Origin of the sequence: Micromonospora acroterricola, assembly GCF_003172955.1 — a bacterium.
GTDB classification, from domain to species: domain Bacteria; phylum Actinomycetota; class Actinomycetes; order Mycobacteriales; family Micromonosporaceae; genus Micromonospora; species Micromonospora acroterricola.
Genome location: NZ_QGKR01000303.1, coordinates 82,366 through 105,352 on the forward strand (window position 1 = coordinate 82,366; position 22,987 = coordinate 105,352).

Here is a 22,987-nt window from a genome sequence, read left to right on the forward strand (position 1 = left end):
CGGCGCACCCGTGGTGGGCGGCGGCACCGGGTGGTCAGTCGTCGTCGCCGGACTTGTCGTCGTCATCGTCGTCCCGGTCGTCGTCGTCGCGGTCGTCGCCGTCGTCGTCGACCGACTCCTGCTCGGCCTTGAGCACCGTGCCGTTGTCCCGGTCGACGTCCACCTCGTGCTCGGTGTCGCCGGCGACGATCTCGACGCTCCAGACCGGCCGCCCGTGCTCCTGCTCGGCCTCCACCTCGACGATCTGGCCCCCGCCGGCCCTGGCGAGCGCGATCTCGCCTGCGCGCTGCTGGTCGACCGCCCCGCCGGCCGGGGAGGGGCCGGTCGTCGGCGTGCCGCTGGAGGGCGTCGCGCTCGACGGCGTACCACTGGTGCCCGGCGCGGGGTTGGTGGCGCTGTCGTCCGGTGCGTCCGTGGCCGTCGGATCGACGGTGGCGGCGGCGAGTGCCGTGCCGGTGGCCCGCGAGTCGCCGGCGGCGCTGACGCCCACGGCGACCCCGGCCACGGCCAGCACCGCCGCCCCGCCGACCGACGCCAGGAGCAGAGAGCTGCGCTTCATCATGGTGTCCACCTTTCCTCGGTTGTCGACTCCGAGGATCGGCCGGATCGGGATAGCGGCGCGCTGTGCGGACGCTAAGGCCGGGTTAAGCCCTGCTCTGCGGACCTGGGCCCGCCGTCGGTCACCGGGCCCTCGGGCGACGGCGGTCCCAGCCGGAGCAGCACCTGCGCGCCACCTTCCGGACCGGTCCGCAGCTCCAGCCGACCACCGCCGGCCTGGGCGGCACGCCGGGCGATGTCCAGGCCGAGGCCCGTCGACCCGGCCGGGCTGGTGCCCCGCCGAACCACCCCGACAGGCATCCCCGGGCCCTCGTCGGTGACGGTGAGCAGCACCTGGTCCGCGTCCCGGGCGAGCCGGACGGCGAACGGGGTGCCGTCGGGGGTGTGCGCGAAGACGTTGCCGAGCAGGGCGTCCACGGCGGCCGCCAGGTCGTCGGCGGGCACACCGACGGGAAGCGGGCCGGGCGCCAGGTCGAGGCTGACGGCCCTTCCGGTGTCCTCGGCCAGCACCGACCAGAACGCCACGCGGTCGGCGACGATCGTCGCCGCGTCCGAGGCGGCCGCCGCCGTCACCGGCGAGCGGCGCCACCGGGCCTGCCGGATCAGCCCGGTGACCGCCCGTTCGAGCCCGTCCGCGGCGGCGGTGATCCGAGCGGCGTCGTCCGGGTCGCGCAGCGACTCCGCCTCCAGGCGCAGCGCCGTCAACGGCGTACGCAGCCGGTGCGACAGGTCGGCGACCTGCTCCCGCTCCTGCATCAGGAGCACCTGGATCCGGCCGGCCAGATGGTTGAGCGCGCCGGCCACCTCGCGCAGCTCCGCCGGGCCGGCCGGGACGACCCGGGCGTCCAGCTCCGCGTTCGCGAGGCGGTTCGACACCGCGGAAAGTTCACTGATCGGCCGGACCAGGGTGCGCGCCAGCCGGTCGGCGACCAGCAGCCCGATCAGCACCAGGACCACGCCCAGCAGCGCCAGCACCAGCCACGCCCGGGTCACCCCGGCGGTCAGCTCGTCCCGGGGGACCTCGATCCGGATCACCCCGGTGCCGTCCGCCCGGCCCTGCACGGCGATGACCACCTCCCGACCGGCAGCCGACTCCCCGGTGAGGCTCTGCCCGCGCGCCGCCAGGGCCACCGCGGGTGTACGGGGCACCGGGGCGCCGAGCACCGTCCCGTCCGGCAGGAACACGCTCACCAGTCGGCCGGACTCCGCGGCGAGCTGCTCGACGGTGACCCGGATCGTCGCCGCGTCGGCGGTGCCGACCACCGGCACCAGGCTCTGCGCGTCGGCGGTGGCCCGGACCGTGGCCCGGTCCTCGGCGACGGTGCGGACCAGCAGCGCGAGCGGCACCAGGAACGCGATCAGGGTGAGGACGCTGACCGCCGCGACCAGCAGCGCGAGTCGCGCCCTCACGGCTTCGCCCCCGGCGCCTCCAGCCGCACTCCGACGCCACGCACGGTGTGCAGGTAGCGGGGCTCCAGGGCGCTCTCCCCCAGCTTCCGGCGCAACCAGGACAGGTGCACGTCGACGGTCTTGTCCGCGCCGCCGTACGGGATCTGCCACACCTCGGTCAGCAGCTCGCGCTTGGTGACCACCTGACCCGGCCGTCCGGCGAGGTGGTGCAGCAGGTCGAACTCGCGGGGCGTCAGCTCCACTGTCACCCCGTCCAGGGTGACCTGTCGGGCCCGGGGGTCGATCCGCAGCCCGCCGACGACGAGCGACGGGTCCGCCGCCCCGGCTCCGGAGGACCCCCGCCGGAGCACCGCCCGCGCCCGGGCGTCGAGCTGCGCCGCCGTGAACGGCTTGACCACGTAGTCGTCGGCGCCCGCGTCGAGCACCCGGACGATCTCGGTCTCGTCGTCGCGGGCGGTGGCCACGATGACCGGCACCGAGCTGACCGCGCGCAGCATCCGCAGCAGCTCGCGGCCGTCCAGGTCGGGCAGTCCCAGGTCGAGCACGACGAGGTCGGGCCGGTCGTCGAGCGCGTCGCGGAGCCCGGCCATCGCGGTCGAGGCGGCCGCCACCGCGTGGCCGCGTTCCCGCAACGCCCGGATCAGCGGTGTACGGATCGTCAGGTCGTCCTCGATGAGCAGCAGGCGGGCCACAGCTGGCAGGCTAGCCGCTGCGACCGGGCGCGGGGCGCGCGTTAACCCTGCCTTAGCGTGGGGATGTGCCGCCGACAACCCTGGATCGGGGATAGTCGGGGGATGGGCCGTCGTTCGATCCTCGTCGCCGCCGGGTGGGTGGCCACCGCCGCCGCGGCCACCCTCATCGGGTTGGGCGCGATCCAACTCGTCGGGGAGAGCATCACCGGCACCCCGGGTGGGGTGCGCAGCGAGGTGGAGATCGAACGGGCCCTCGCCTCGCCCGAGCCGACGCCCGCCGGAACGACGGATGCCGCGCCGGGCACGGCCAGCGCCACGCCGTCCGCCAGCCCCGGGGTACGCCGGGGGTTCGCCACGGCGGGCGGCACGGCCGTGGCCGAGTGCGGCGCCGGTGGGGTACGCCTCGTCTCCTGGGCGCCCGCACAGGGCTACCGGGTCCGGGACGTGGACCGGGGTCCGGACGACGACGTCGAGGTCACGTTCGAGGGGTCGGCCGGCGAGTACGAGCTGAAGGTGCGCTGCATGGGCACGGAGCCGGTGTCCGTCCCCGACGACTGACCCACCCCACACTCCGGGATCACGGCGCAGAATGCCGATGCGGTGGGCAGACGATGGACGTGGCCGGCACGGAAACCGTGCCGGCCACGTCGTCGGTGGTGGTTCAGCTGGTGTACGCCTCCATCTCCCAGAGGGAGTGCCCGTACCCGGTGCCCCGGGCGGTGCCGTAGATCCGCAGGTAGCGGCCGTTGGCGCCGAGAGCCGTGTGCTCGTCCACGCCACCGTCGGCCCCGGTCACCGTCTTCACGTTGGTCCAGGTGGTGCCGTCGTTGGAGGTCTGGATGATGTACGAGCTGCTGTAGGCGGCCTCCCAGTTCAGCTTGACCCGACCGATCGCGGTCGGGCTGCCGAGGTCGACCCGGATCCACTGCGGGTCGGAGAACGTGCTCGACCAGCGGGTGGTGAGGCTGCCGTCCACCGCCTGGGCGCCGGACACGTCCGCCCCCTCGTTGCTGGACGTCAGCGTCGGCTTGTTCGACAGCAGGTTCGTGGCGGGGCCGGTGGGGCCACCGGTGCCGCCGTACACCTCGAACTCGAACAGGGAGTAGCCCCAGGCGGTGCCCCGGGTGGTGCCGGTGAGCCGGACGTACCGGCCGGAGCCGGTCAGCCCGGTCAGGTCGTCCACGCCGCCGTCGCCGCCGGTCACCGTCCGGACGGTGGTGAAGGTGACCCCGTCCGTCGAGGTCTGGATCTGGTACCCGCTGCCGTACGCCGCCTCCCAGGTCAGCTTGACCCGGTTGATGGCGTACGTGGCGCCGAGGTCCACGTCGATCCACTGCGGGTCGCCGAACGCGCTGCCCCACCGGGTGCCGGGCACGCCGTCGAACGCGTTGGCCGCGACGTACGCGCCCTCGAAGCTGGACGCCCGAGCGGGCTTGCCCTGGGCCAGGTTCGCGCCCGGCGGGTTGGGGTCCGGACCGGGTCCGCCGGGGCTGCCGGAGAGGGTGAACTCGTCGATGTCGAACCACGGGCCGGCGCCCTTGAAGACCAGGAACAGCGTCCGGGTGCCGGTCGGGGCGGTGACCCCGCCGGTGACCGTGGCGAAGTTGGCGTACCCACCGGTGGGTACGACGGTGGCCGAGCCGACCAGCGGCCCGGTGGGCGAGTCGACCCGCAGCTCCAGCGTGCCGCCGCCGCCGGCCGGGGCGCCGACCCGCGCGCTGAATGACTGGACGCCGGTCAGGTTGTACGGGCGGAACGAGATCCAGTCGTTGTTGTCGACGTACCCGACCGCGGCGCCACCGTGCCCGGCCGCCCCGGCGACGATCTGGATGCCGGACGAGTCACCGAAGTGCTCGGCCTGGCGCACCCGCGGTTGCAGGACCGCCTGGGTGTGCGTGGTCAGCGCGGGTTGGCCACCCCCGCCCAGGTCGGTGTACTCGGCGTCGATGATGCCGAAGATGTTCGCCGCGGTGTCGTGCTCGCCGTCGGCCGAGGTCTGGATGACCCCGGTGCAGCCCTGCACGCTGCCGAGCTGGTGGCCGTGCGAGTCGTGCCCGAGGACGTAGTTCACCTTCACCCGGGCGCAGTTGATCGCACCGTCCTGGGCGTCGGTGACCGTGACGGTGAACGGCACGGCGTCCCCGAAATTGAACGTCTGCCCGTTCAGCGGGGTGTTCACGGTGACCACCGGCGCGCTGTTGCCGACGGTGACGACCACGCTCGCGGTGGCCGTCTTGCCGGTGGTGTCCCGGACCGTCAGCGTCGGACTGCGGGTCCCGTTGGTGGTGTACGTGAAGCTCGGGTTCGCGGCGGTCGAGTCGGTGGTGCCGTTGTTGTCGAAGTCCCAGGCGTAGGTGAACGGGTCACCGTCCGGGTCGAGGGTGCCGGCCGACGAGAAGGCCACGGTCAGCGGCGCCGTGCCACTGGTCGGGGTGGCCGAGACGACCGCGACCGGCGCTCTGCCCTCGCGGGCGTACTCGATGCGGTACAGCGCCGAGTTGGCGTCGCCGTTGAACCATCCGGTGCCGTAGTCGAGCACGTAGAGCGCGCCGTCGGGACCGAACTCCATGTCCATGACCTGGGTGCCGGTCCAAGGGAACGGGTTGATCTTCAACGGTTGGCCGGCCGGGTCGAGCTTGATGTTCTTGATCCAGCGGCGGCCGAACTCACCGGCGAAGTAGGTCCCGTCGTAGTACTCCGGGAACGCCACCGGGGAGGTGTTGTTCGGGTTGTACCGGTACACCGGCCCGCCCATCGGGGACAGGCCGCCGCCGGTGAACTCGGGCGGGGAGCCGGAGCCGCCGTACGGCAGCCACGCCGGGACGGCCGGCGGCAGCTGGGTGATGCCGGTGTTGTTGGGCGAGTTGTTGACCGGCCCGCCGGCGCAGTCGAACTTCGGCCCGGACGGCCCGGACGGGAAGGTGTAGTCGTTGTACGCGTCGTTGCGGGCGGTGCAGTACGGCCACCCGTAGAAGCCGGGCCGGTCGATGCGGGCGAACTCGACGTTGCCCGCCGGCCCCCGGTTCGGGTCGGCGGTGCCCGCGTCAGGCCCGTAGTCACCGAGGTAGACGATGCCGGTTGCCCGGTCCACGCTCATCCGGAACGGGTTGCGGAAGCCCATCGCGTAGACCTCCGGGCGAGTCCGCGCGGTGCCCGGGGCGAACATGTTGCCGGCCGGGATCGTGTAGCCGCCCGCCGCGCTCGGCTTGATGCGGAGCACCTTGCCGCGGAGGTCGTTGCTGTTGGCCGAGGTGCGCTGGGCGTCGAAGGCCGGGTTCCGGCCGGCCCGCTCGTCGATCGGGGTGAACCCGGCCGAGTCGAACGGGTTGGTGTCGTCACCGGTGGACAGGTACAGGTTGCCGGCCGCGTCGAAGTCCATGTCACCGCCGACGTGGCAGCACATGCCCCGGCTGGTCGGCACGTCCAGGACCAGGGTCTCGCTGGCCAGGTTGATGGTGTTGTCCGCGTTCACGGTGAACCGGGACAGCCGGTTGACGCCGTTCCAGACGGCGAAGTCGGCCGGGGTGCCGGTGGCCGGCGCGCCACCGCCGGGCGTGCTGAGCGGTGGCGCGTAGTACGCGTACACCCAGCGGTTGGTGGCGAAGTTCGGGTCGGCCTTGATGCCCTGCAGGCCCTCCTCGTCCCCGGTGTAGACCGGCAGGGTGGCGGCGACCTTGGTGTTGCCGGCCGCGTCGGTGTGCCGGATGACGCCGTTGCGCGAGGTGTGCAGCACCCCCCGGTCCGGCAGGACGGTGAGGCTCATCGGCTCACCGGTCTCGGCCGCGCCCTTGGCCAGCTCCACCTGCTGGAAGTTGCTGGTGACGGTGGGGCCGCAGTCGGCCTCGGCCGCCCCGGCCGCGGTCCTGATGCCGCCAAGCAGGTGCTGGCGGAAGTTCGCCTCGGTGTACGACGCGTCGGTGTGGCCGAGGCCGGTGTACCAGGCCCGGCCGCCGGAGTAGTTCTGGCACCAGGAGATCGGGTGGTCGGCTCCCATGCTGCCGCCGGTGTAGGTGCTCTCGTCCAGCGTGGCCAGGACGTGCACGTTGCCCCGGGGGTTGGTGCGGTAGTTGTACAACTCGTCGAACCGGTTCCACCGCTGCGGCAGCGTCGCGGTGGACGGGTGCACCTGGTCGGCGACCTTGACGGTGACGTTCTGCTCGGCGGGGTGCGAGGCGAAGTACGCCCCGACCAGACCGCCGTACCAGGGCCAGTCGTACTCGGTGTCGGAGGCGGAGTGCACGCCCACGTACCCGCCGCCGCCCTGGATGTAGCGCTCGAACGCGGCCTGCTGGGTGGCGTTGAGCACGTCGCCGGTGGTGGACAGCCAGATCACCGCGGCGAACCGGTCCAGGTTGGCGTCGGTGAACTGGGCCGCGTCCTCGGTGGTCTCGACGGTGAACCCGTTGGCGGCACCGAGCTGCTGGATGGCGGCGATGCCGGGGGTGATGGATCCGTGCCGGAATCCGGCGGTCTTGCTGAACACCAACACGGAGAACGGTGCGGCGCTGGCGGTGGGTGGCACGGCGACGATGCCGCCCACCACGAGGATCGCGCTCAGCACGGCGCCGAGCCGCGATCTCAGGGATCTGCGCACGGTAGGTCCTTTCGCGGTGCGGGGGACGGCGTGCGCCGATCACGCCTGGCGGTGGGCAGGGTGGTGCCGGGCATGGTCTGCGGTCGCCCGACGGACCGATCGCCACCGCGACCGCTACACATGTGAATGCATCGTTGCGGCTGGATCACCAGCACGTCAAGGACTCTCCCACCATCCGTGAGAGCGTTATCTCCGCAGCTCAGGGACGACTCCGACCGGCAAGATCAGATTACGGTTTTCCGCCCCCCGCGTTGTCACCCCGCGCGCGACGGACGCCCGTAGGCCTCCAGCAGCCGCAGCCAGATCTCGCTCACGGTCGGGTACGCGGGCACGGCGTGCCACAGCCGGTCGAGCGGCACCTCGCCGACGACCGCGATCGTGGCCGCGTGCAGCAGCTCGCCCACCTCCGGCCCGACGAACGTGACACCGAGCACGACCTCCCGCCGCACGTCGACGACCATGCGCGCGTGGCCGGCGTAGCCGTCGAGGCGCACACTGGCACCCGCGACACCACCCATCTCGTAGTCCACCACCCGGACGTCGTGGCCCGCCGCGCGAGCGGCCTCGGCGGTCAGACCGACCGACGCGACCTCCGGATCGGTGAAGGTGACCTGCGGAACCGCCGTGTGGTCGGCCGTCGCCACGTGGACACCCCACGGGGCGTCCTCGACCGGTACGCCCTTCGCGCGCGCCGCGATGACGTCGCCCGCGGCCCGCGCCTGGTACTTGCCCTGGTGGGTGAGGAGCGCCCGGCGGTTCACGTCGCCGACGGCGTAGAGCCAGTCGAAGCCGGGCACGAGCATCGTGTCGTCGGTCTCGATCCAGTCACCGGGGGTGAGGCCGATCGCGTCGAGGCCGATGTCGCCGGTCCGTGGCGTTCGGCCGGTCGCCACGAGCACTTCCTCGGTGGTGACGGTCGGCCCGTCGCCGGTCTCGACGGTCACGCCGGCCTCGTCGCGGGTGACCCTGGTGGTCCGGGTGTCGAGCAGGACGGTCGCGCCCTGCTCCCGGAGCGCCTTCGTGACGGCCTCCCCGGCGAAGGGCTCCATCCCGTCGAGCAGGCCGCTCCGGGAGATCAGGGTGACCCGCGTGCCGAAGCCCGCGTACGCGGTCGCCATCTCGACGCCGACGACACCGCCACCGATCACCGTGAGGCTCGCCGGAGCCTCCTTGGCGCTCGTCGCCTCCCGGCTCGTCCACGGGCGGGCGGCCCGCAGCCCCTCGATGTCGGGGACGAGGGCGGCGGACCCGGTGCTCACGGCCACGGCGTGCCGTGCGGTCAGTACGGTCTCCCGCCCGTCGGGAGTGGTGACCGTGACCTCCTTCGGGCCGGTGATGCGGCCGTGCCCCCGCTCCAGCGAGATGCCGGCGCTGGCGACCCAGGCCGCCTGGCCCTTGTCGGACCAGTGACTCGCGAACTCGTCGCGACGCGCGAGAACGGCCGGCACGTCGAGGTCACCGGTCACCGCCTGCCGGGCGCCGGCGACCTGCCGGGCGGCACGCAGCACCTGCGCGGGGCGCAGCAACGCCTTGGACGGCATGCACGCCCAGTACGAGCACTCCCCTCCGACGAGCTCGTGCTCGACGAGCACGACGCTGAGGCCACCCTGGACGGCACGGTCGGCCACGTTCTCGCCGACCGGGCCCGCACCCAGCACGATCAGGTCGTACTCGGTCGACGTCATCGCCCCACCACTTCTCTCTCCTCGCTGGACAACGAATGCCTCAGTCACCGGGTTGCAGGAGGTCAGGACGCGGGCCACCGGCCCAGCCGTTGCCGTCCGGATCGCTGAACGAGGCGAACGAACCGTAGCTGGCGCGCGCCGGGTGTGGTCCGGTGACCCGAGCCACGGTACCGGCGTGGTGGAACACCCCCCGCGTCATGGTCGGTGACCGCGAAGTCGACCAGCCCGAATCCGGCCGTCTCGGAGAAGGTCTTGGCCCGGTCCACGCCGGCGCCCTGGCCTCCCCGGGGACGCACACCGGCCTCCGTACGCTCAGCCGGTGGCGCTGCTCGTCGCGTCCGGCTTCTGGGTGGCGGCACCCCGGTCCTCGAACTCGTACGTGGTCGTCAGGGCCTCGGGCAGGTCGGGGACCAGGGCGTGGGTGCCGTCGACCACCTGGACGTAGCGCTTGCCCTGGAAGATCGAGTAGCTCCCGTCGGGGACCTGGTCGATCCTGAAGAGCTGCGTCTGCGCGGCCGGGTCGCACGCCCGGCCGCGGACGCTGCCCGGGGCGGCGTCGTGCACGACGGTCATGCAGACCGGGCCGGCACCGCGCGGCGTGGCCAGTTCGATCCGGAACCGGTCCCGCTCGGGGCGCAGGACCCACAGCGCCCCGTCGTCGACGCCCCGTTCGGCGGTGGCCCGCACCCGGTCGTCGGCACGGCCGATCGCCAACGCCGCCCCACCCACTCCGGGCACCACGATCCGGACCTGCCGGCGGCCGCCGAGGATCTCCCGCGGTCCCGCCGAGGCGGTCACGGACGGGACGACCGACGGCGAGACCGGACCAGCGGGACTGACACCCCGGTCCGGTGTCGCGACATGGTCCCGCGGCTGCGTCAGGGTGACGCCGGCGGTCACGGCCAGCACCGCCAGTCCCACACCGGTGACGGCTGCCCGGCGCCGCCGCCGCTGGTCGCTGCGACGGCGCACCGTCTGTGCCGGGGGCAGCGTCGTGACCCGCCGGACCCCGTCGGCGATCGCCCGGAGGTCGTCGTGGGGATCAGCCATGGGAGGTCTCCTCCTGGTGCGCCTCGGTCAGCATCCCGGCCATCGCTCTCCGACCGCGCGCGAGGTACGTCTTGACGGTCCCGACGGGCGCCTGCATCTCCGCCGCCACCTCGGCGACGCTGAGGTCGTTCAGGTGGTGCAGCACGACGGCGCGGCGCTCGTTGGCGCTCAGCCGTTGCAACGCCTGGAGCAGGGCGACGTGGTCCTCGCTGAGTCCCGGCACGCTCTGGTCCACCGCGGCCCGGCGGTGCGCGCGGATCCGGTTGAACGTCTTGCGCCAACTGCTCACCGCGATGCGGTACGCGACCCGGCGGACCCACGCCTCCGGGCTGACCGCCTCCCGCACGGTCGGCCAGCGCTGCCAGGCCCGCATGAAGGCCTCGGCGACAGCGTCCTCCGCCTCACTGCGGTTGCCGGTCAGCATGTAGAGGTGACCGACGATCCGTCCCGCACAGGCCGCGTAGAGGGCGTCGAACTCCTCTGCGTCACGCATCTGACCTGCGCCCCTCGAAGCCTCGTCCCGTGGTCACCGGGGCATGCAACCCGGCGGGGGCGAACGGTCACGTCGGCGCGGTACCGGACTGTGACCGCTGTCACACAACCGATGATCAACCCGTCGACCAGGTCAGGCGTCATCGTGCCGTCCCGGGAGAAGCCCGTGGCGGAGAGGACGATGTGCGACGACGGCAACGACGCGCCCTGACAGCCGGAGCGCTCGCGACCACGCTGGTCGCGGTGGGCCTGACGGCCTCCCAGGCCGCGGCTGCTCAGGAGAGGCCGCTGGCGGCGGCTGCTCAGGAGAGGCCGCTGGCGGCGGTCCCCGGGCCACCCGACACCTTCACGTTGATCACCGGGGATCGGGTGTCGCTGGACGCCAGCGGTCGCCCGGACATCCAGCGGGGACCGGGGCGGGCCGACATGCGGTTCGTGAGCAGCCGGCAGGGGGGACACCAGTACGTCGTCCCGGTCGACGCGCTGCCACTGCTGCGCGACGGGCGACTCGACCGGCGGCTGTTCGACCTCACCGCGCTCGGCGAGTTCGGCTACGACGACCGGGCGGCCGAACTGCCGCTGCTGGTCGCGTACCCGGAGAACATGGCGGCGCGGGCGCGGTCCGCCACCGGAGGCGCCGCGCGGGTCCGGGCCGACCTGCCCGCCGCCCGCGCGCTGGCCGTGCGGGCGCGCCTGGCCGACCGGGCCGCGCTCTGGACCGCACTCACCGACGGCACGTCGTCGGCCCGCACGCTCGCCGCCGGGGTCACCCACGTCTGGCTGGACGGCAAGCGCCGCGTCTCCCTGGACCGCAGCGTGGCGCAGATCGGCGCCCCGTCGGCGTGGCAGGCCGGGCTCGACGGCACCGGCGTCACGGTCGGCGTGCTGGACACCGGGATCGACGCGAACCACCCTGACGTCACGGGGCGCATCGCCGCGATCCGGGACTTCACCGGTGGGAACGACCCCGGCGACAGCGTCGGCCACGGCACCCACGTGGCGTCGACCATCGTGGGCAGCGGCGCCGCCTCCGGCGGCAGGTACCGGGGCGTGGCACCGGGCGCGAAGCTGGTCGTCGGCAAGGTCTGCGCCACCGAGGAGTGCCAGGACTCGGACATCATCGCCGGCATGGAGTGGGCGGCGTCGCAGACCCGGGTGGTCAACGTGAGCCTGGGCGGCACGGACGCGCCGGGCCTCGACCCGCTGGAGACCGCCGTCCAGGACCTGAGCCACCGGTACGGCACGCTCTTCGTGGTCGCTGCCGGTAACGAGGGCAAGCCGAAGTCGGTCATGTCACCCGCCTCCGCGGACGACGCTCTCGCCGTCGCCGCGGTGGACGCCGACGACCAGCGGGCGTTCTTCTCCGCGCGGGGTCCCCGGATCGGCGACAACCACATCAAGCCGGAGATCAGCGCCCCGGGCGTCGACATCGTGGCGGCCGCCCCCGGCGGCGGGTACGCGCCCATGTCGGGCACGTCGATGGCCACCCCGCACGTGGCGGGCTCGGCCGCCATCCTCGCCGGGCAGCACCCGGACTGGTCCGGCCCGCAGCTCAAGGCCGCCCTCATGGACTCGGCCAAGCCGGCCGGCGACGACAGCCTCTACGAGCAGGGCGCGGGCCGGGTGGACGTCGGCCGCGCCGTCGCCCAGCCGGTCGCCGCCGAGATCGCCGCGATCGACTTCCCGGTCCAGCGCTGGCCGCACGCCGACGACACCCCGATCACCCAGGCGGTCGGCTACCGCAACACGGGCGACACCCCGGTCACCCTGTCGCTGACCGTCGCCCCGGCACCGGCCGGCATGCTCACCGTCCACCCGGCCACCCTGGTGGTGCCGGCCGGCGGCCGTGCCGAGGCCACGATCACGGTGGACACCCGGGTGGACGCCCCCGACGGTGTCTACCAGGGCGCGCTGACCGCGACCGGCGCCGGAGACCTGCGGGTGCGGACGCCGTTCGCGCTCAACCGGGAGATCGAGAGCTACGACGTCCGGCTCGACCACACCGGGCGCGACGGCAGGCCGGCCACCCAGTACGAGACCCTGGCGGCGAACCTGGCCACCGGCGAGTTCACCACCCTCACCGGGCAACCGGGCGGTGGCACCATGCGACTGCCCAAGGGCCGGTACGCGCTGTACAGCACCATCCACGAGGGCACCGCGTCCGCGCTGCTCGTGCAGCCGGTCCTCGACGTCCGCGGCCCGGTCACCGAGGCGCTCGACGCCCGCGCCGCCCGGCCGGTCGCGCTGACCGTGCCCCAGCGGGACGCCGCGCCGCTCTCGATCAACGTGAGCGCGAACTGGAACGACGGCTTGCGCTACCCGGGCGTCCAGCTCAGCGGGGCGTCCTTCGCGGACGTCTTCTTCGCCCGGATCGGGCCCGCCGTCCCGGCTCCCGAGTTCGCCGCCACGCTGGGCGTCGGGCTCGCCCGCCCCGGTCCGGACGGGACCTTCCGGAACAGCCCCTACACGTACGACCTCGCGTACGTGCGCCAGGGCGACATGTTCACGGGCCTGACCCGGAAGCTGTCGCCGAAGAACCTCGCCACCGTCAAGGCGACCTACCGCAGCCAGTCCACGACCGCGATTGCCCTGCGTTACCACCGTGCGGCGGCTCCCGGCGGCTCGGGCCCGATCGGGTCGCGCACATCGGTCGACCTGCCGTTCCACGCCACCGAGTACTACAACACCGACGGCGGCATCATCTGGACGTCCACCTTCGTGGAGGGCGAGAACTCCACCACGCGGGAGTCGACCTTCCAGCCGGGACGGACGTACACCCAGGTCTGGAACATGGCGCCCTTCGGGCCGACGGTGGCCCAGCCACCGGCGTGGTCGCCGGTCGGGTACGCGGGCCGCGACGGCGACACCATCTCGGTCGTCTCGCCACCGCTCTTCGGCGACGCCTCCGGCCGCCCCGCCAGCCGCGAGGACCTGCCGGTCCGTTACCGGTTGTCGCGTGACGGCAGGGAGATCGCCACCGCCGACGGCCCGTACGCGGACTTCACGGTGCCCGCCGGCAAGGCCACCTACCGTCTGGAGGCGAGCGTCAGCCGCGGCGCTCCGGACACCCTGTCGACGTCGGTGTCGGTGGCCTGGACCTTCACCTCGGCGCACACGTCGAAGCCGGAGCCGCTGCCCCTGACGACGGCCCGGCCGTCGCCCGCGTTGGACGACACCAACACGGCCCGCGCGGGCCGGGCGACGACCATCCCCGTGGCGCTGGACCGGCAGCCCGGATCGGCGGCCGCACCGAACCGGTCGCTCGCCGTCTCCGCGTCGTTCGACGACGGCGGGACGTGGGTCGCGTTGCCGGTGTTCCGGGGCGTCGCCCTGATCGCCCATCCGCGCCGGCCCGGTTTCGTCTCGCTGCGCGTGACAGCCACCGACACCGCCGGCACCACGGTGACGGAGACGATCCAGCGGGCGTACCGCATCGCCTGACCGACGACCACGTCCTGCCGCCGAGGGGCGGCTCGCACGAGCGGACCCCGGGCGCCGGACGGCGCAGTGCTGTCACGCACCGCGCCCCGGCGCCCGGTTCCACCGCCGGTACGACTCGTCACCGGCCGACGTCCGGGGTCCGCCCGGAAGAGGTGCCCCTCAACTCTGGAGTTGTCGCAGGATGCCCGCCGCCGTCGCGGTCAGCGGTGTCCCCACCGGGGTCTCCTCCACCAGGTGCCGGTACGCCTCGACGGCGGAGAGATTGTGCCCGCCCATGAGCACGCCGAGGGCCCGCTGGATGAGGTCCCGGGAGCGCAGGGCACCGCGCACGCCGAGGACGAGCCGCTGGCTGCCGACGTCGAGTGGCGGCGGCGGGGACGGGTCGCCGGTCCGCCGGAAGCAGGCCTCCACGTGCTCGGTCAGCGTCCTCATCGCCGTGGCGTCGCGGGCGTAGAGGTTGAGCGCCGCCACGGTCCCACCACTGCCGGCGAAGAGTGGGATGGACAGGGATGCCCGCACACCGACCTGCCACGCGACGTCACGGAAGCCGGGCCAGACCACCGCATCGGCGACGTCGGGTACGGCCACCGGCTCGCCGGAGCGCAGGGCAGTCAGGCAGGGGCCGTCGTCCTGCGCGTACTGGGCCAGGTCCGTCGCCTCGGCTGCCGGGTCGCTGGCGTCCCGGGTCAGGTAGCCACCGTTGCGTACGACCGTGACCGACACGTAGTCCACCGGGTCCACCAGGACCGCGGTCAGCCGCACCAGCCGCGTCAGCAGCCCCGGCACCGACGGGGAGTTGTCCGGGAGGCCGGCCAGGGCCACCATGTCGCTCGTGAGATCGCCCGACGGGGGACCGGGCGAGGGCGAGAGCTCCACAATTCTCCTTGCTCCGCAGGGGTCGGGCCGGAGGCGGCACGTCACACCCGTCTGCGAGGGTCTGTCCCAGTCCGATGCCCAGTCGGGTGGACCGGAAACACCAGGCAGGCTCTTGGTCAGTCGCGCCGGGTACCGATCGCCCGGGCGACGAGAGCCTCGGCGACGTCTCGGACCTTGCGGTTGCTGTCCTGGGAGATCTTCGACATCAGCGCGAACGCCTCCTCCGGCGAACACCGCCGCTCCCCCATGATGATCCCCTTGGCCTGTTCGATCACGGCCCGGCTGCGCATCGCCTCCCGCATCTGCTGCGCCAGGGTGGCGGTGGTGTCGTAGAGGTGCGCGTTGGACAGAGCCACGGCGGCGTACGCGGCGAACTGCTCCGCGACGTCGGTCGCCTCCCGGTCGAAGGCATGAGCCTCGGCCGCGTAGACGTTGAGGGCGCCGACGGCGGCCTCCTGGATCGGCAGGCCGATGGACAGGGAGCTACCGATTCCCCGGCTCCGCGCGTACTCCGCCCAACCCGGCCACCGCGGCTCGGACGTCGTGTCAGGCACGCTGATCGAGTCGCCGCTGGGCGAGGAGTCCAGGCAGGGACCGTAGCCGTGCTGGTACTGCCAGGTGTCGAGGTCGCGGGCGAGATCGCTGGTGACCACCGGGGGCCGGTGGTTACCGCCTCGCACCAGGGTCACCGAGACGTCCTGCGCCCCGGGAACGCTCCGGTTGGCCAGATCGGCGATCCGCTGCAACATCTCGTCGAGGCCGACCTCGTCGAGCCGCATCCGCCCCAACTCGGCGAAGGCGCTCTCGAGGTACGGTGACGCCTGTCCCATCGGATCTCCTTGTCGTCGCCATGTGCCACTCCGGGCAGGGTTGTCCCCTCGCCCTACCCGGAGCTTGTGGCGCTCACACCCCGACCGGCGGACGGAAGGCGCCCGCGCGGCCCGCCCGATCCCGACCTGGTAGCGGCATAACAGGCAGATGCGGGGGTAGAGACGGGCCATGCTGACACGTGCCGTACCGCAGGGTCTGGTCGCCGGTCTCGTCGGAACGGCCGTCATGACGCTCGGAGAGAAGATCGAACAGCGCCTGACCGGCCGGCCCGACTCCCACGTGCCGGCGAGGGTGCTGGAACGCCTGGCCGGCCTGCCGGAGCAGCCGCGGAGGCAACCACGGGCGCTGAACCTCGGCATGCACTACGGGCAGGGCACGCTGCTGGGCGTCCTGCGCGCCGTGATGGCGAACGCGGGACTGCGCGGGCCGGTGGCCTCGGGCATGTTCACCGTCATCCGGCTGACCAGCGACCAGATCCTGGAGAACGCCACCGGCGTCGGCGCGCCACCCCAGACCTGGCCGCGCCGGGAACTCGCCGTTGACGTCCTGCACAAGGCCGTCTACGCGTTCGCCACCGGCGTGGTCGCCGACGCTCTGGCGAACCGACACGGTCCCGGCCCGGGTCAACGGCACGCCGCCCGGCGTCCGGGCCGGCACGAGGACGTCGCGCCACTCCCCCGCTGACCTCCCGGCTCAGGGCTGACCGCTCGCCCGGCCGGAACGCGAAGGTCGACGCTGCCGGACCCGGGTCATGAACACGTTTCGGCCCGCCCGCCGTTGAACGGTGGGCGGGCCGAGCGCGAATTCAGCGGCGGTCAGCCGGGCGGCGCGTCAGCGCCACTCCGAGACCGATCATGCCCAGACCCAGGAACAGGTGCAGCCAGTTGTCGGCGCCGTTGAGCGGCACGAAGTTAGCGCCGCTCTCGTGGTCGATCACCAGACCGTAGAGCCAGAGCACCAGGTAGACGGCACCGCCGGCGATCAGGTACATGCGGGCGCCCGAGACGGTGCGAGCCAGCGCGAGGCCAGCGACGCCGAACGCCAGGTGCACCAGGTTGTGCAGGATCGACACCTGGAACACCCCGAGGAGCTTCGCCTCGGACTCGTGCCCGGCGAACATCAACGTGTCGTAGTTGGTGGTGACCCCAGGAATGAAGCCCAGGATCCCGACGAGCAGGAAGACCGCACCCACCACCTGAGCGGCGGTGCGAACGGGGTGCTTGCCGGTGGTCGAGGTGCCGGAAACCGATTTGGTAGCCATCTCATATACCTCCATCGAACGGGACGCTCGGCCATGTGCCCCGGTCCGCCACCTCCAAAACAAGACACCGACGACACATGTCAGGACCGGTAGGGGCTAACGAGGGCGGTCGCAGTTCAGTGATGGTCTGGCCCGACGATCCACCAACGAGGCCGGTCGGTCCCGCACCTCCACGGTGCCGCCGACGCTGACCGTACGACCGTCACGGGAAGGTCCGCCGGATTCGGCCCGCACCGTTCATCCGGAGCGGGGCTTCTGGTCGACGTTCCGCCGTACGGCGAGGCGTTTCCGGTCACCGGACGGGTGCTGGACGTACGTCGCTGAGGTGTTTGGTGATGCGGAGCAGCACCTCGTCCGGTGGCCCGGGGACGAAGGCGGCCGTGTCGGCGAGGGCGGCGATCAGGGGCAGTCCGCGGCCGCCGACGGTGAGCGGGTCGGGGAGGTCGGCGGTGAGCCCCGCGCCGTTGGGGGTGCTGCCGCGGTTGCCGACCTCGATCAGGCAGACGTCGTCCTCGATGAGGATGGCGATGTCGACGCTGCTGTCCACAGTGGCGTGCATGACCGCGTTGGCGCATGCCTCGGTGATCAGCACGGCGAGGTGGCCACGGGAGTCCTCGGCGCAGTCGGTGAGGCTCAGCAGGGTGGTGAGCACCTGGCGGGCGCGGGTCACCGAGGACGGTTGGCGCGGAAGCGACATCGTCAGGGTCACGCGCATTGCGCAGTTCCTCCTCGGCCCGTGCGTGACCGCGCCGGAGTGCTGTGTCACGTGGAGTCGGGATGCTCCGGTTGTGATCAGCACTACCCGGGGCCGCTGACCTGAAACGGTCAGGGGTGTCGCCTCGGCGTACGCCGCCCGACGGCGGCTCGTCCGCCGGCAGCAGCCAGCCGCACGGCGGCGACTGTTGCGCAGGCTGCCCACGCCCAGGGTGGCCGTCAGCGCGCTGGCCACCCCGTGGCCCATCGCGTCCGTGACGCTGAAGTGCAGCACGTCCCGGGCAACGCTGTAGTCGAACGTGTCCCCGCCGATGCTGGCCGCGGGTTCGAGCCAGCCGGACAGGGTGAACGCACTGCCCTCACACGTGAACGAGCCGGGCAGCAGGCGGCGCTGGATCTCCCCGGACAGGGTGAACGGGGTGGTGCGTTGCCCCCACTCGAAAAGGTCGGTGTACCGCCGGTTGGCGATCACCACGAACGCCAACACGTGCGCCGTCCGGGCGATCTCCCTCAGCACCCCAGGGCCGGGCTCGTCCGGCAGGATCATCTCGAGCAGGCCGATCGCCTCACCGCGGTCGGTCACCGGCGCCAACACCGTCCACCTGTCCGGCTGCGCGACAACCTGCACCGTCTGGGCGCGGAGCGCCTGCTCGGCGAGGCCGCCGTCGAACGGAATCACCGTGGCGACGTCGTCACCGTGCCGGCGGCCCTCACCGGTCCCGTCGAGCGGCACGTGGGCCAACCGGACCAGCGCCCGGCCGCTGAGGTCCGCGATCAGAAACGCGACGGTAGGTGCCCCCGGCGCCAGACCCAGTTCGCGGGTGACCGCCTCGACCTGCCCTGACAGGTCCCATCCCACGGCTCGTCCGTGGGTTCAGGCGGCGCGGGCGCGGTCCGCCAGCGGGCGAGGCTCGTGGCGGGCACCCGCACGAGGACCGGGCTACGATGGGGGCCTGTAGTCGACGCCCCTATTGTGTCGACGAGCCAGCGTCATGAAGCGGCGCAGGTCCCGGGCCCTGGTGCGGTTCTGCAGTGACCTGCGCGTCGCCTGCACTGATCAGCTCGGCGAGGTGCCCTTTCAAAGGACACCGCTCATGACAGAAACGCAACTCATAACCTCGGCAGAGGCCTTCGCCCGACTCGGCCGGCTGAGGTTCAGCGACATCGACTTCCACGGAGTCCTGACCCTCGTGTCGGAGCTGGCGCAGCGGACCATCCCGGGCGCGAGCGAGGTGTCGGTCACCCTGATCGGCCCGGGCGGCGCGCACACCGCCGTGTCCACCGGCGACCTGCCCCTGACGCTCGACGAGCGGCAGTACGCATGCGGTCAGGGACCGTGCATCACGGCGGCGACCTCCACCGTCACCATCATCGTGCCGGAGATGGCCGGTGAGCGCCGGTGGCCGGACTGGGCGAGCGACGCCCTCGACGGCGGCGCGCTCAGCTCGCTGTCGATCGGGCTGCCGCTGCATGAGGCGGTCACCGGAGCCCTCAACATCTACGCCACTGAGCCGGACGCGTTCGACGACGCCGCGGTGTCTCTGTCGCAGTCGTTCGCGGACCACGCCGCGGCCGCCATGGCGAACGCCCACCTCTACGACACCCAGGTGACGCTGACGCAGCACATGCAGGCGGCCATGCAGAGCCGCGCCGTCATCGAGCAGGCCAAGGGCATCATCATGGCGGAGCGGCGCTGCACGGCCGACCAGGCGTTCGCGATTCTCACCAGGCTTTCTCAGAACACCAATACCAAGGTCCGTGATGTCGCCGCCGCCCTCGTCGCCGGCGTGACATCGTCTCAGCCCACCAGGTGAGGCCGCCGGGGGCACTGACAACCGCGTGGGAGTGATCGACGGCATGGTCGGTCCGGACGGCATCCAGGTGTAGGCGGGACGGCCGAGGGCAGGAGTCCAGCTACATCACCCGGGAGGTGCTCGCGTCACCGGCGGCAAGCCTCTCGTGAGCGGGATAACACGCTTTTTCCTGATGTTTCCGTGCCTGTTGCTCGGGTAGCAGGAGCGCACCCCGGTGGAGGTCAAGAAGCGGCCGAACCGATCCCCTCGTGCACAGGCGCGCTTCCCGGCCGTGGTCCACCACGTTTCCGGGTGGACGCGGCCGTGCGGAGTCGAAAGGCCGTGCCGTGACCCCACCTCGCACCCCCACCAGTCCCGACCTGCCCGCCGACCGGTACATCCGGCCGTTGACCGACCAGACAGCGCCACTGTTCACCGACCGGATAGACGTTCCGACGTACGACCGCTCGGCGCTCGTCCCCGCCGTGGTGCACATCGGCGTCGGGGGCTTCCACCGCGCCCACCAGGCGGCCTACCTCGACTCTCTGGCCCGCCTCGGGGAGACCGGCTGGGGCGAGGTCGGCGTGAGCCTGCACTCCCCGAAGATGCGTGACGCCCTGGCACCCCAGAACTGCCTCTACACCGTGGTCGAGCGGGACCACACGGGCGACACCCTGCGGGTGGTCGGTGCGATGGTCGACTACCACTACGCCCCGGACGACCCGGAGGCGGTGCTCGACCGGCTCGCCGACGAGCGGACCCGACTGGTCACCCTGACCATCACCGGCGGCGGCTACCCGGTGGACGAGCACGGCGAGTTCCGGTCCGACGACCCGGCCGTGCAAGCCGACCTCACCCACCCGGCCGCCCCGACCGGGGCCTTCGGCTACCTGGTGGAGGCGCTGGACCGGCGCCGCCGGGCCGGCCTGCCCGCCTTCACCGTGCTGTCCTGTGACAACCTGCCGGACAACGGCGCCTCCACCCGGGCGTCGGTGCTCGGGTACGCCCGCCTGCGCGACGCGGCCCTCGCGGACTGGATCGAGACCCACGCGACCTTTCCGTCGAGCATGGTCGACCGGATCACCCCCGAGACCGACGATCACCTGCGCGCGATGGTGGTCGACCGGTACGGACTGCGGGACAACTGGCCGGTGGTCACCGAATCGTTCACCCAGTGGGTGGTGGAGGACCGGTTCTGCAACGGCCGGCCACCGCTGGAGCGGGTCGGGGTGCGGTTCGTCGACGACGTCGCCCCGTACAAGTTGATGAAGACCCGGCTGCTCAACGCGGCGCACAGCGCGCTGGGCTACCTGGGTTCCCTCTCCGGCGGCTACCGCACGACCGACGAGGTGATGGGCAACCCGGTCTTCGCCGACTACCTGAGGGCGCTGATGCGTGAGGAGATCGCCCACGTGCTCCCGCCGGTGCCCGGCGTCGACATGGACAGCTACCAGCGAACGCTGGTGGACCGGATCGCCAACCCCCGGATCAGCGACCAGTTGGCCCGGCTCTGTGGGCGCGGCTCCACCAAGATGCCCGCCTATCTCATCCCCTCGCTGGTGGCCGCCCGCCGGGAGGGCCGCCCGACCGCGCTGCTCACCCTCGCGGTCGCCGGCTGGTTCTGCTACCTGCGCGGGTACGACCTCACCGGAGCGCCCATCGAGGTCCGCGACGCCCGGCGCGAGGAGCTGCAACCCCTCGCCCACGCCGGTGAGACCCGCCTCCTGCTCGGCGACCGGTCCATCTTCGGCGAGCTGGGCGATGATCCGGAGTTCGTGCAGGCCCTCGACCGGGCACTGCGTGACCTGGAGTCCGACGGCCCCGCCGCCACGATCTGCGACTATCTCGCCACCCAACTGCTGCCCGCCGCCTGACCGCCCGTCCCCGTCGAAGGAGCCCTGCCGGTGATCCAGTTCCACGACATCGACCTCGCCGAGCTACGGGTGCTGCTCTGCGACGCCGACGGCAACCTCTTCCCCTCCGAGGAGCCCGCGTTCGTCGCCTCCGCCGAGGTGACGAACGCCTTCCTCAGCACCTACGGGGCGCCCGGCACGCTGACCGCCGAGCAGCTGCGGCTGGGCACCACCGGCAAGAACTTCCGCACCACCGCGGTCGACCTGTGCGTCGCCCACGGCGTACCCGTCGAGCCCGCCGTCGCCGGGTCCCGCCCACAGGCCATCCTGGCGACCGGACCGACGGTGGACGGGCGAGCGGTGCTGACCGCCGAGGCGCTGGAGCACTGGGTGGCCGAGGAGAAGGAGCGGGTCAGCGCGTACCTCGGTGAGGTGTTGACCCCGGACCGCGACGTGCGCGACCCGCTGGGCAAGCTCGCCGCGCACCTGGCGCTGGCGGCGGTGAGCAGCAGCGCGCTCGGTCGCCTGGAGACCTGCTTCGTCGCCACCGACCTGGCCGCGCTGATCCCCGGCGAGCAGCGCTACAGCGCCGAGGACTCACTGCCCGTGCCGACCAGCAAACCCGACCCGGCGATCTACCGGCACGCCGGCCGGGAACTGGGCTGCGCCGGCGCGCAGGGGCTGGCCGTGGAGGACTCCGTACCCGGGGCGCAGTCTGCCGTCGCGGCGGGCTTCCCCACCGTCGGCAACGTGATGTTCGTACCCGAACCGGAGCGCGCCGAGCGGGTCGAGGCCCTGCGGCAGGCGGGCGTGGTCGCCGTCGTCACCTCGTGGTGGGATCTCGCGGACCTGGTGCTGCCGACCGTCGGCGCCCCCTGACGCGGCAGCGTGGGTGCCGGCCGCGACCGGCACCCACGGCTCACTGGCGGTACGCCCCGGCGATCAGCTCCCGCAGCGTCTCCCAGCGCTCCGCCGGCGCGGCCAGGACGTCACCGCTGGCCGGCCAGCTCCCCTCGCACGGCCCGGCAAGGTCACCGACGCGCCCACCGACCTCCTGCACCAGCAGGACCCCCGCCGCGTAGTCCCAGGGGCTCAGCCCCGGCAACCAGACCGCGTCCACCCGCCCGGTGGCCAGCTGGGCCAGCGCGGCGGCGGCGCTGCCGCCCCGCCGCACGTCCCGCACCCGGGGTACCAGTGCGTCGACCATCCGACCGGCCCGCGACTTCTGGTCCCCCCGGCCGAGGTTCACCTCGATCAGCGTCCGCTCCAGGTCGACCCCCCGGAGTCGGGGGAGCCGGACGCCGGCCGCCCAGGCCCCGCCGCCGCGCACCGCCTCGGCCGTCCGGCCCACCATCGGCTCGGCCACCACCCCGGCGAGCAGTTCGTCGCCGTCGACCCGGGCCGCGGCGACGCTCACCGCCCAGTCCGGCCGCCCGTACAGGTAGTTGGTGGTGCCGTCGATCGGGTCGACGATCCAGCGGATCCCACTGCTGCCCTCGACGCTCCCGTCCTCCTCACCGAGGATCCCGTCGTCCGGCCGGTGCGCGGCGAGGACCGCCCGGATCGCCCGCTCCGCCTCCCGGTCGGCCTGGCTGACCAGGTCGTCGGGGCCGGCCTTCTCCTCGACGGTCAGCTCGTCGACCCGCCGTCGCCAGTCCATCGCGGCCTGGGCGCCCGCATCGGCGGCGCGGCGCGCCACCGTCAGCAGCTCGTCGAGATCCACGTCTTCTCCCTGGT

General features: G+C 72.8%; 18 protein-coding genes. 6 read left to right on the plus strand and 12 right to left on the minus strand.

Annotated features, from left to right (window positions below):
• Positions 1-34: 34 nt before the first annotated feature.
• The 3 genes from DKT68_RS26540 to DKT68_RS26550 form a co-directional block, all read right to left on the minus strand.
• Complete coding sequence (locus DKT68_RS26540) at positions 35-562, minus strand: PepSY domain-containing protein (RefSeq protein WP_236647079.1); 528 nt, start codon at positions 560-562, stop codon at positions 35-37.
• Between the two features lie 71 nt (positions 563-633).
• Positions 634-1,968 carry a HAMP domain-containing sensor histidine kinase gene (locus tag DKT68_RS26545; RefSeq protein WP_109820100.1) on the minus strand — a complete coding sequence of 445 codons (1,335 nt, stop codon included), beginning with the start codon at positions 1,966-1,968 and terminating at the stop codon, positions 634-636.
• Entirely contained in the window at positions 1,965-2,660 is a 696-nt protein-coding gene (locus tag DKT68_RS26550; protein ID WP_109820101.1) for a response regulator transcription factor, read from the minus strand. Before DKT68_RS26550 ends, DKT68_RS26545 begins: the two co-directional genes overlap by 4 nt.
• 102 nt (positions 2,661-2,762) lie before the next feature.
• On the opposite strand from DKT68_RS26550, the gene DKT68_RS26555 reads away from it, so the two are divergent.
• Positions 2,763-3,218, plus strand: a complete 456-nt coding sequence (locus DKT68_RS26555) for a septum formation initiator (RefSeq protein WP_109820102.1) — start codon at positions 2,763-2,765, stop codon at positions 3,216-3,218.
• Between the two features lie 103 nt (positions 3,219-3,321).
• Here the strand turns inward: DKT68_RS26555 and DKT68_RS26560 are convergent, their stop codons facing one another.
• The 4 genes from DKT68_RS26560 to DKT68_RS26575 all read right to left on the minus strand — a co-directional run bounded on the left by DKT68_RS26560 (position 3,322) and on the right by DKT68_RS26575 (position 10,482).
• Positions 3,322-7,254 (minus strand): ThuA domain-containing protein, encoded by a 3,933-nt coding sequence (locus tag DKT68_RS26560; RefSeq protein WP_201749200.1) that lies wholly within the window; start codon positions 7,252-7,254, stop codon positions 3,322-3,324.
• Between the two features lie 254 nt (positions 7,255-7,508).
• A complete protein-coding gene (locus DKT68_RS26565) occupies positions 7,509-8,939 on the minus strand; it encodes a dihydrolipoyl dehydrogenase family protein (protein ID WP_109820103.1) in 1,431 nt (476 codons plus the stop codon).
• A 312-nt stretch (positions 8,940-9,251) separates the two neighbouring features.
• Entirely contained in the window at positions 9,252-9,989 is a 738-nt protein-coding gene (locus DKT68_RS26570; RefSeq protein ID WP_109820104.1) for a hypothetical protein, read from the minus strand.
• On the minus strand, positions 9,982-10,482 hold the full coding sequence (locus DKT68_RS26575) for an RNA polymerase sigma factor (RefSeq protein WP_109820105.1): 501 nt from the start codon (positions 10,480-10,482) through the stop codon (positions 9,982-9,984). Before DKT68_RS26575 ends, DKT68_RS26570 begins: the two co-directional genes overlap by 8 nt.
• Before the next feature lie 242 nt (positions 10,483-10,724).
• On the opposite strand from DKT68_RS26575, the gene DKT68_RS26580 reads away from it, so the two are divergent.
• Positions 10,725-13,922 (plus strand): S8 family peptidase, encoded by a 3,198-nt coding sequence (locus DKT68_RS26580; RefSeq protein WP_146218435.1) that lies wholly within the window; start codon positions 10,725-10,727, stop codon positions 13,920-13,922.
• A 159-nt stretch (positions 13,923-14,081) separates the two neighbouring features.
• On the opposite strand, the gene DKT68_RS26585 is transcribed toward DKT68_RS26580, so the two are convergent.
• Together DKT68_RS26585 and DKT68_RS26590 are read right to left on the minus strand one after the other, a co-directional pair.
• Positions 14,082-14,798 (minus strand): GAF and ANTAR domain-containing protein, encoded by a 717-nt coding sequence (locus DKT68_RS26585; protein WP_146218436.1) that lies wholly within the window; start codon positions 14,796-14,798, stop codon positions 14,082-14,084.
• A gap of 116 nt (positions 14,799-14,914) precedes the next feature.
• Entirely contained in the window at positions 14,915-15,628 is a 714-nt protein-coding gene (locus DKT68_RS26590; protein ID WP_109820108.1) for a GAF and ANTAR domain-containing protein, read from the minus strand.
• A 169-nt stretch (positions 15,629-15,797) separates the two neighbouring features.
• Between DKT68_RS26590 and DKT68_RS26595 the strand changes: the two genes are divergently transcribed.
• Positions 15,798-16,313 (plus strand): hypothetical protein, encoded by a 516-nt coding sequence (locus DKT68_RS26595; RefSeq protein WP_109820109.1) that lies wholly within the window; start codon positions 15,798-15,800, stop codon positions 16,311-16,313.
• Positions 16,314-16,434: 121 nt separating this feature from the next.
• On the opposite strand, the gene DKT68_RS26600 is transcribed toward DKT68_RS26595, so the two are convergent.
• Positions 16,435-16,890: a DUF4383 domain-containing protein gene (locus DKT68_RS26600; protein ID WP_109820110.1), complete on the minus strand. Its 456-nt coding sequence runs from the start codon at positions 16,888-16,890 to the stop codon at positions 16,435-16,437.
• Between the two features lie 292 nt (positions 16,891-17,182).
• Positions 17,183-18,463, minus strand: a complete 1,281-nt coding sequence (locus DKT68_RS26605) for an ATP-binding protein (RefSeq protein WP_109820111.1) — start codon at positions 18,461-18,463, stop codon at positions 17,183-17,185.
• Positions 18,464-18,698: 235 nt separating this feature from the next.
• Here DKT68_RS26605 and DKT68_RS26610 point away from each other — a divergent pair, with 235 nt between their 5' ends.
• The 3 genes from DKT68_RS26610 to DKT68_RS26620 all read left to right on the plus strand — a co-directional run bounded on the left by DKT68_RS26610 (position 18,699) and on the right by DKT68_RS26620 (position 22,129).
• Positions 18,699-19,418, plus strand: coding sequence for a GAF and ANTAR domain-containing protein (locus tag DKT68_RS26610; protein WP_109820146.1), 720 nt, complete (start codon positions 18,699-18,701; stop codon positions 19,416-19,418).
• Positions 19,419-19,744: 326 nt separating this feature from the next.
• Positions 19,745-21,271 carry a mannitol dehydrogenase family protein gene (locus tag DKT68_RS26615; protein ID WP_201749201.1) on the plus strand — a complete coding sequence of 509 codons (1,527 nt, stop codon included), beginning with the start codon at positions 19,745-19,747 and terminating at the stop codon, positions 21,269-21,271.
• 30 nt (positions 21,272-21,301) lie between these two features.
• Positions 21,302-22,129, plus strand: coding sequence for an HAD-IA family hydrolase (locus tag DKT68_RS26620; RefSeq protein ID WP_201749202.1), 828 nt, complete (start codon positions 21,302-21,304; stop codon positions 22,127-22,129).
• A gap of 40 nt (positions 22,130-22,169) precedes the next feature.
• Here the strand turns inward: DKT68_RS26620 and DKT68_RS26625 are convergent, their stop codons facing one another.
• Positions 22,170-22,973, minus strand: a complete 804-nt coding sequence (locus DKT68_RS26625) for an inositol monophosphatase family protein (protein ID WP_161556699.1) — start codon at positions 22,971-22,973, stop codon at positions 22,170-22,172.
• Positions 22,974-22,987 lie beyond the last annotated feature (14 nt).

Bases quoted from the DNA above. Each gene is read 5' to 3' on its own strand.
- DKT68_RS26540 (WP_236647079.1), bottom strand. From the start codon at position 562: ATGATGAAGCGCAGCTCTCTGCTCCTGGCGTCGGTCGGCGGGGCGGCG.
- DKT68_RS26555 (WP_109820102.1), top strand. From the start codon at position 2,763: ATGGGCCGTCGTTCGATCCTCGTCGCCGCCGGGTGGGTGGCCACCGCC.
- DKT68_RS26565 (WP_109820103.1), bottom strand. From the start codon at position 8,939: ATGACGTCGACCGAGTACGACCTGATCGTGCTGGGTGCGGGCCCGGTC.
- DKT68_RS26570 (WP_109820104.1), bottom strand. From the start codon at position 9,989: ATGGCTGATCCCCACGACGACCTCCGGGCGATCGCCGACGGGGTCCGG.
- DKT68_RS26575 (WP_109820105.1), bottom strand. From the start codon at position 10,482: ATGCGTGACGCAGAGGAGTTCGACGCCCTCTACGCGGCCTGTGCGGGA.
- DKT68_RS26590 (WP_109820108.1), bottom strand. From the start codon at position 15,628: ATGGGACAGGCGTCACCGTACCTCGAGAGCGCCTTCGCCGAGTTGGGG.
- DKT68_RS26595 (WP_109820109.1), top strand. From the start codon at position 15,798: ATGCTGACACGTGCCGTACCGCAGGGTCTGGTCGCCGGTCTCGTCGGA.
- DKT68_RS26600 (WP_109820110.1), bottom strand. From the start codon at position 16,890: ATGGCTACCAAATCGGTTTCCGGCACCTCGACCACCGGCAAGCACCCC.
- DKT68_RS26610 (WP_109820146.1), top strand. From the start codon at position 18,699: ATGACAGAAACGCAACTCATAACCTCGGCAGAGGCCTTCGCCCGACTC.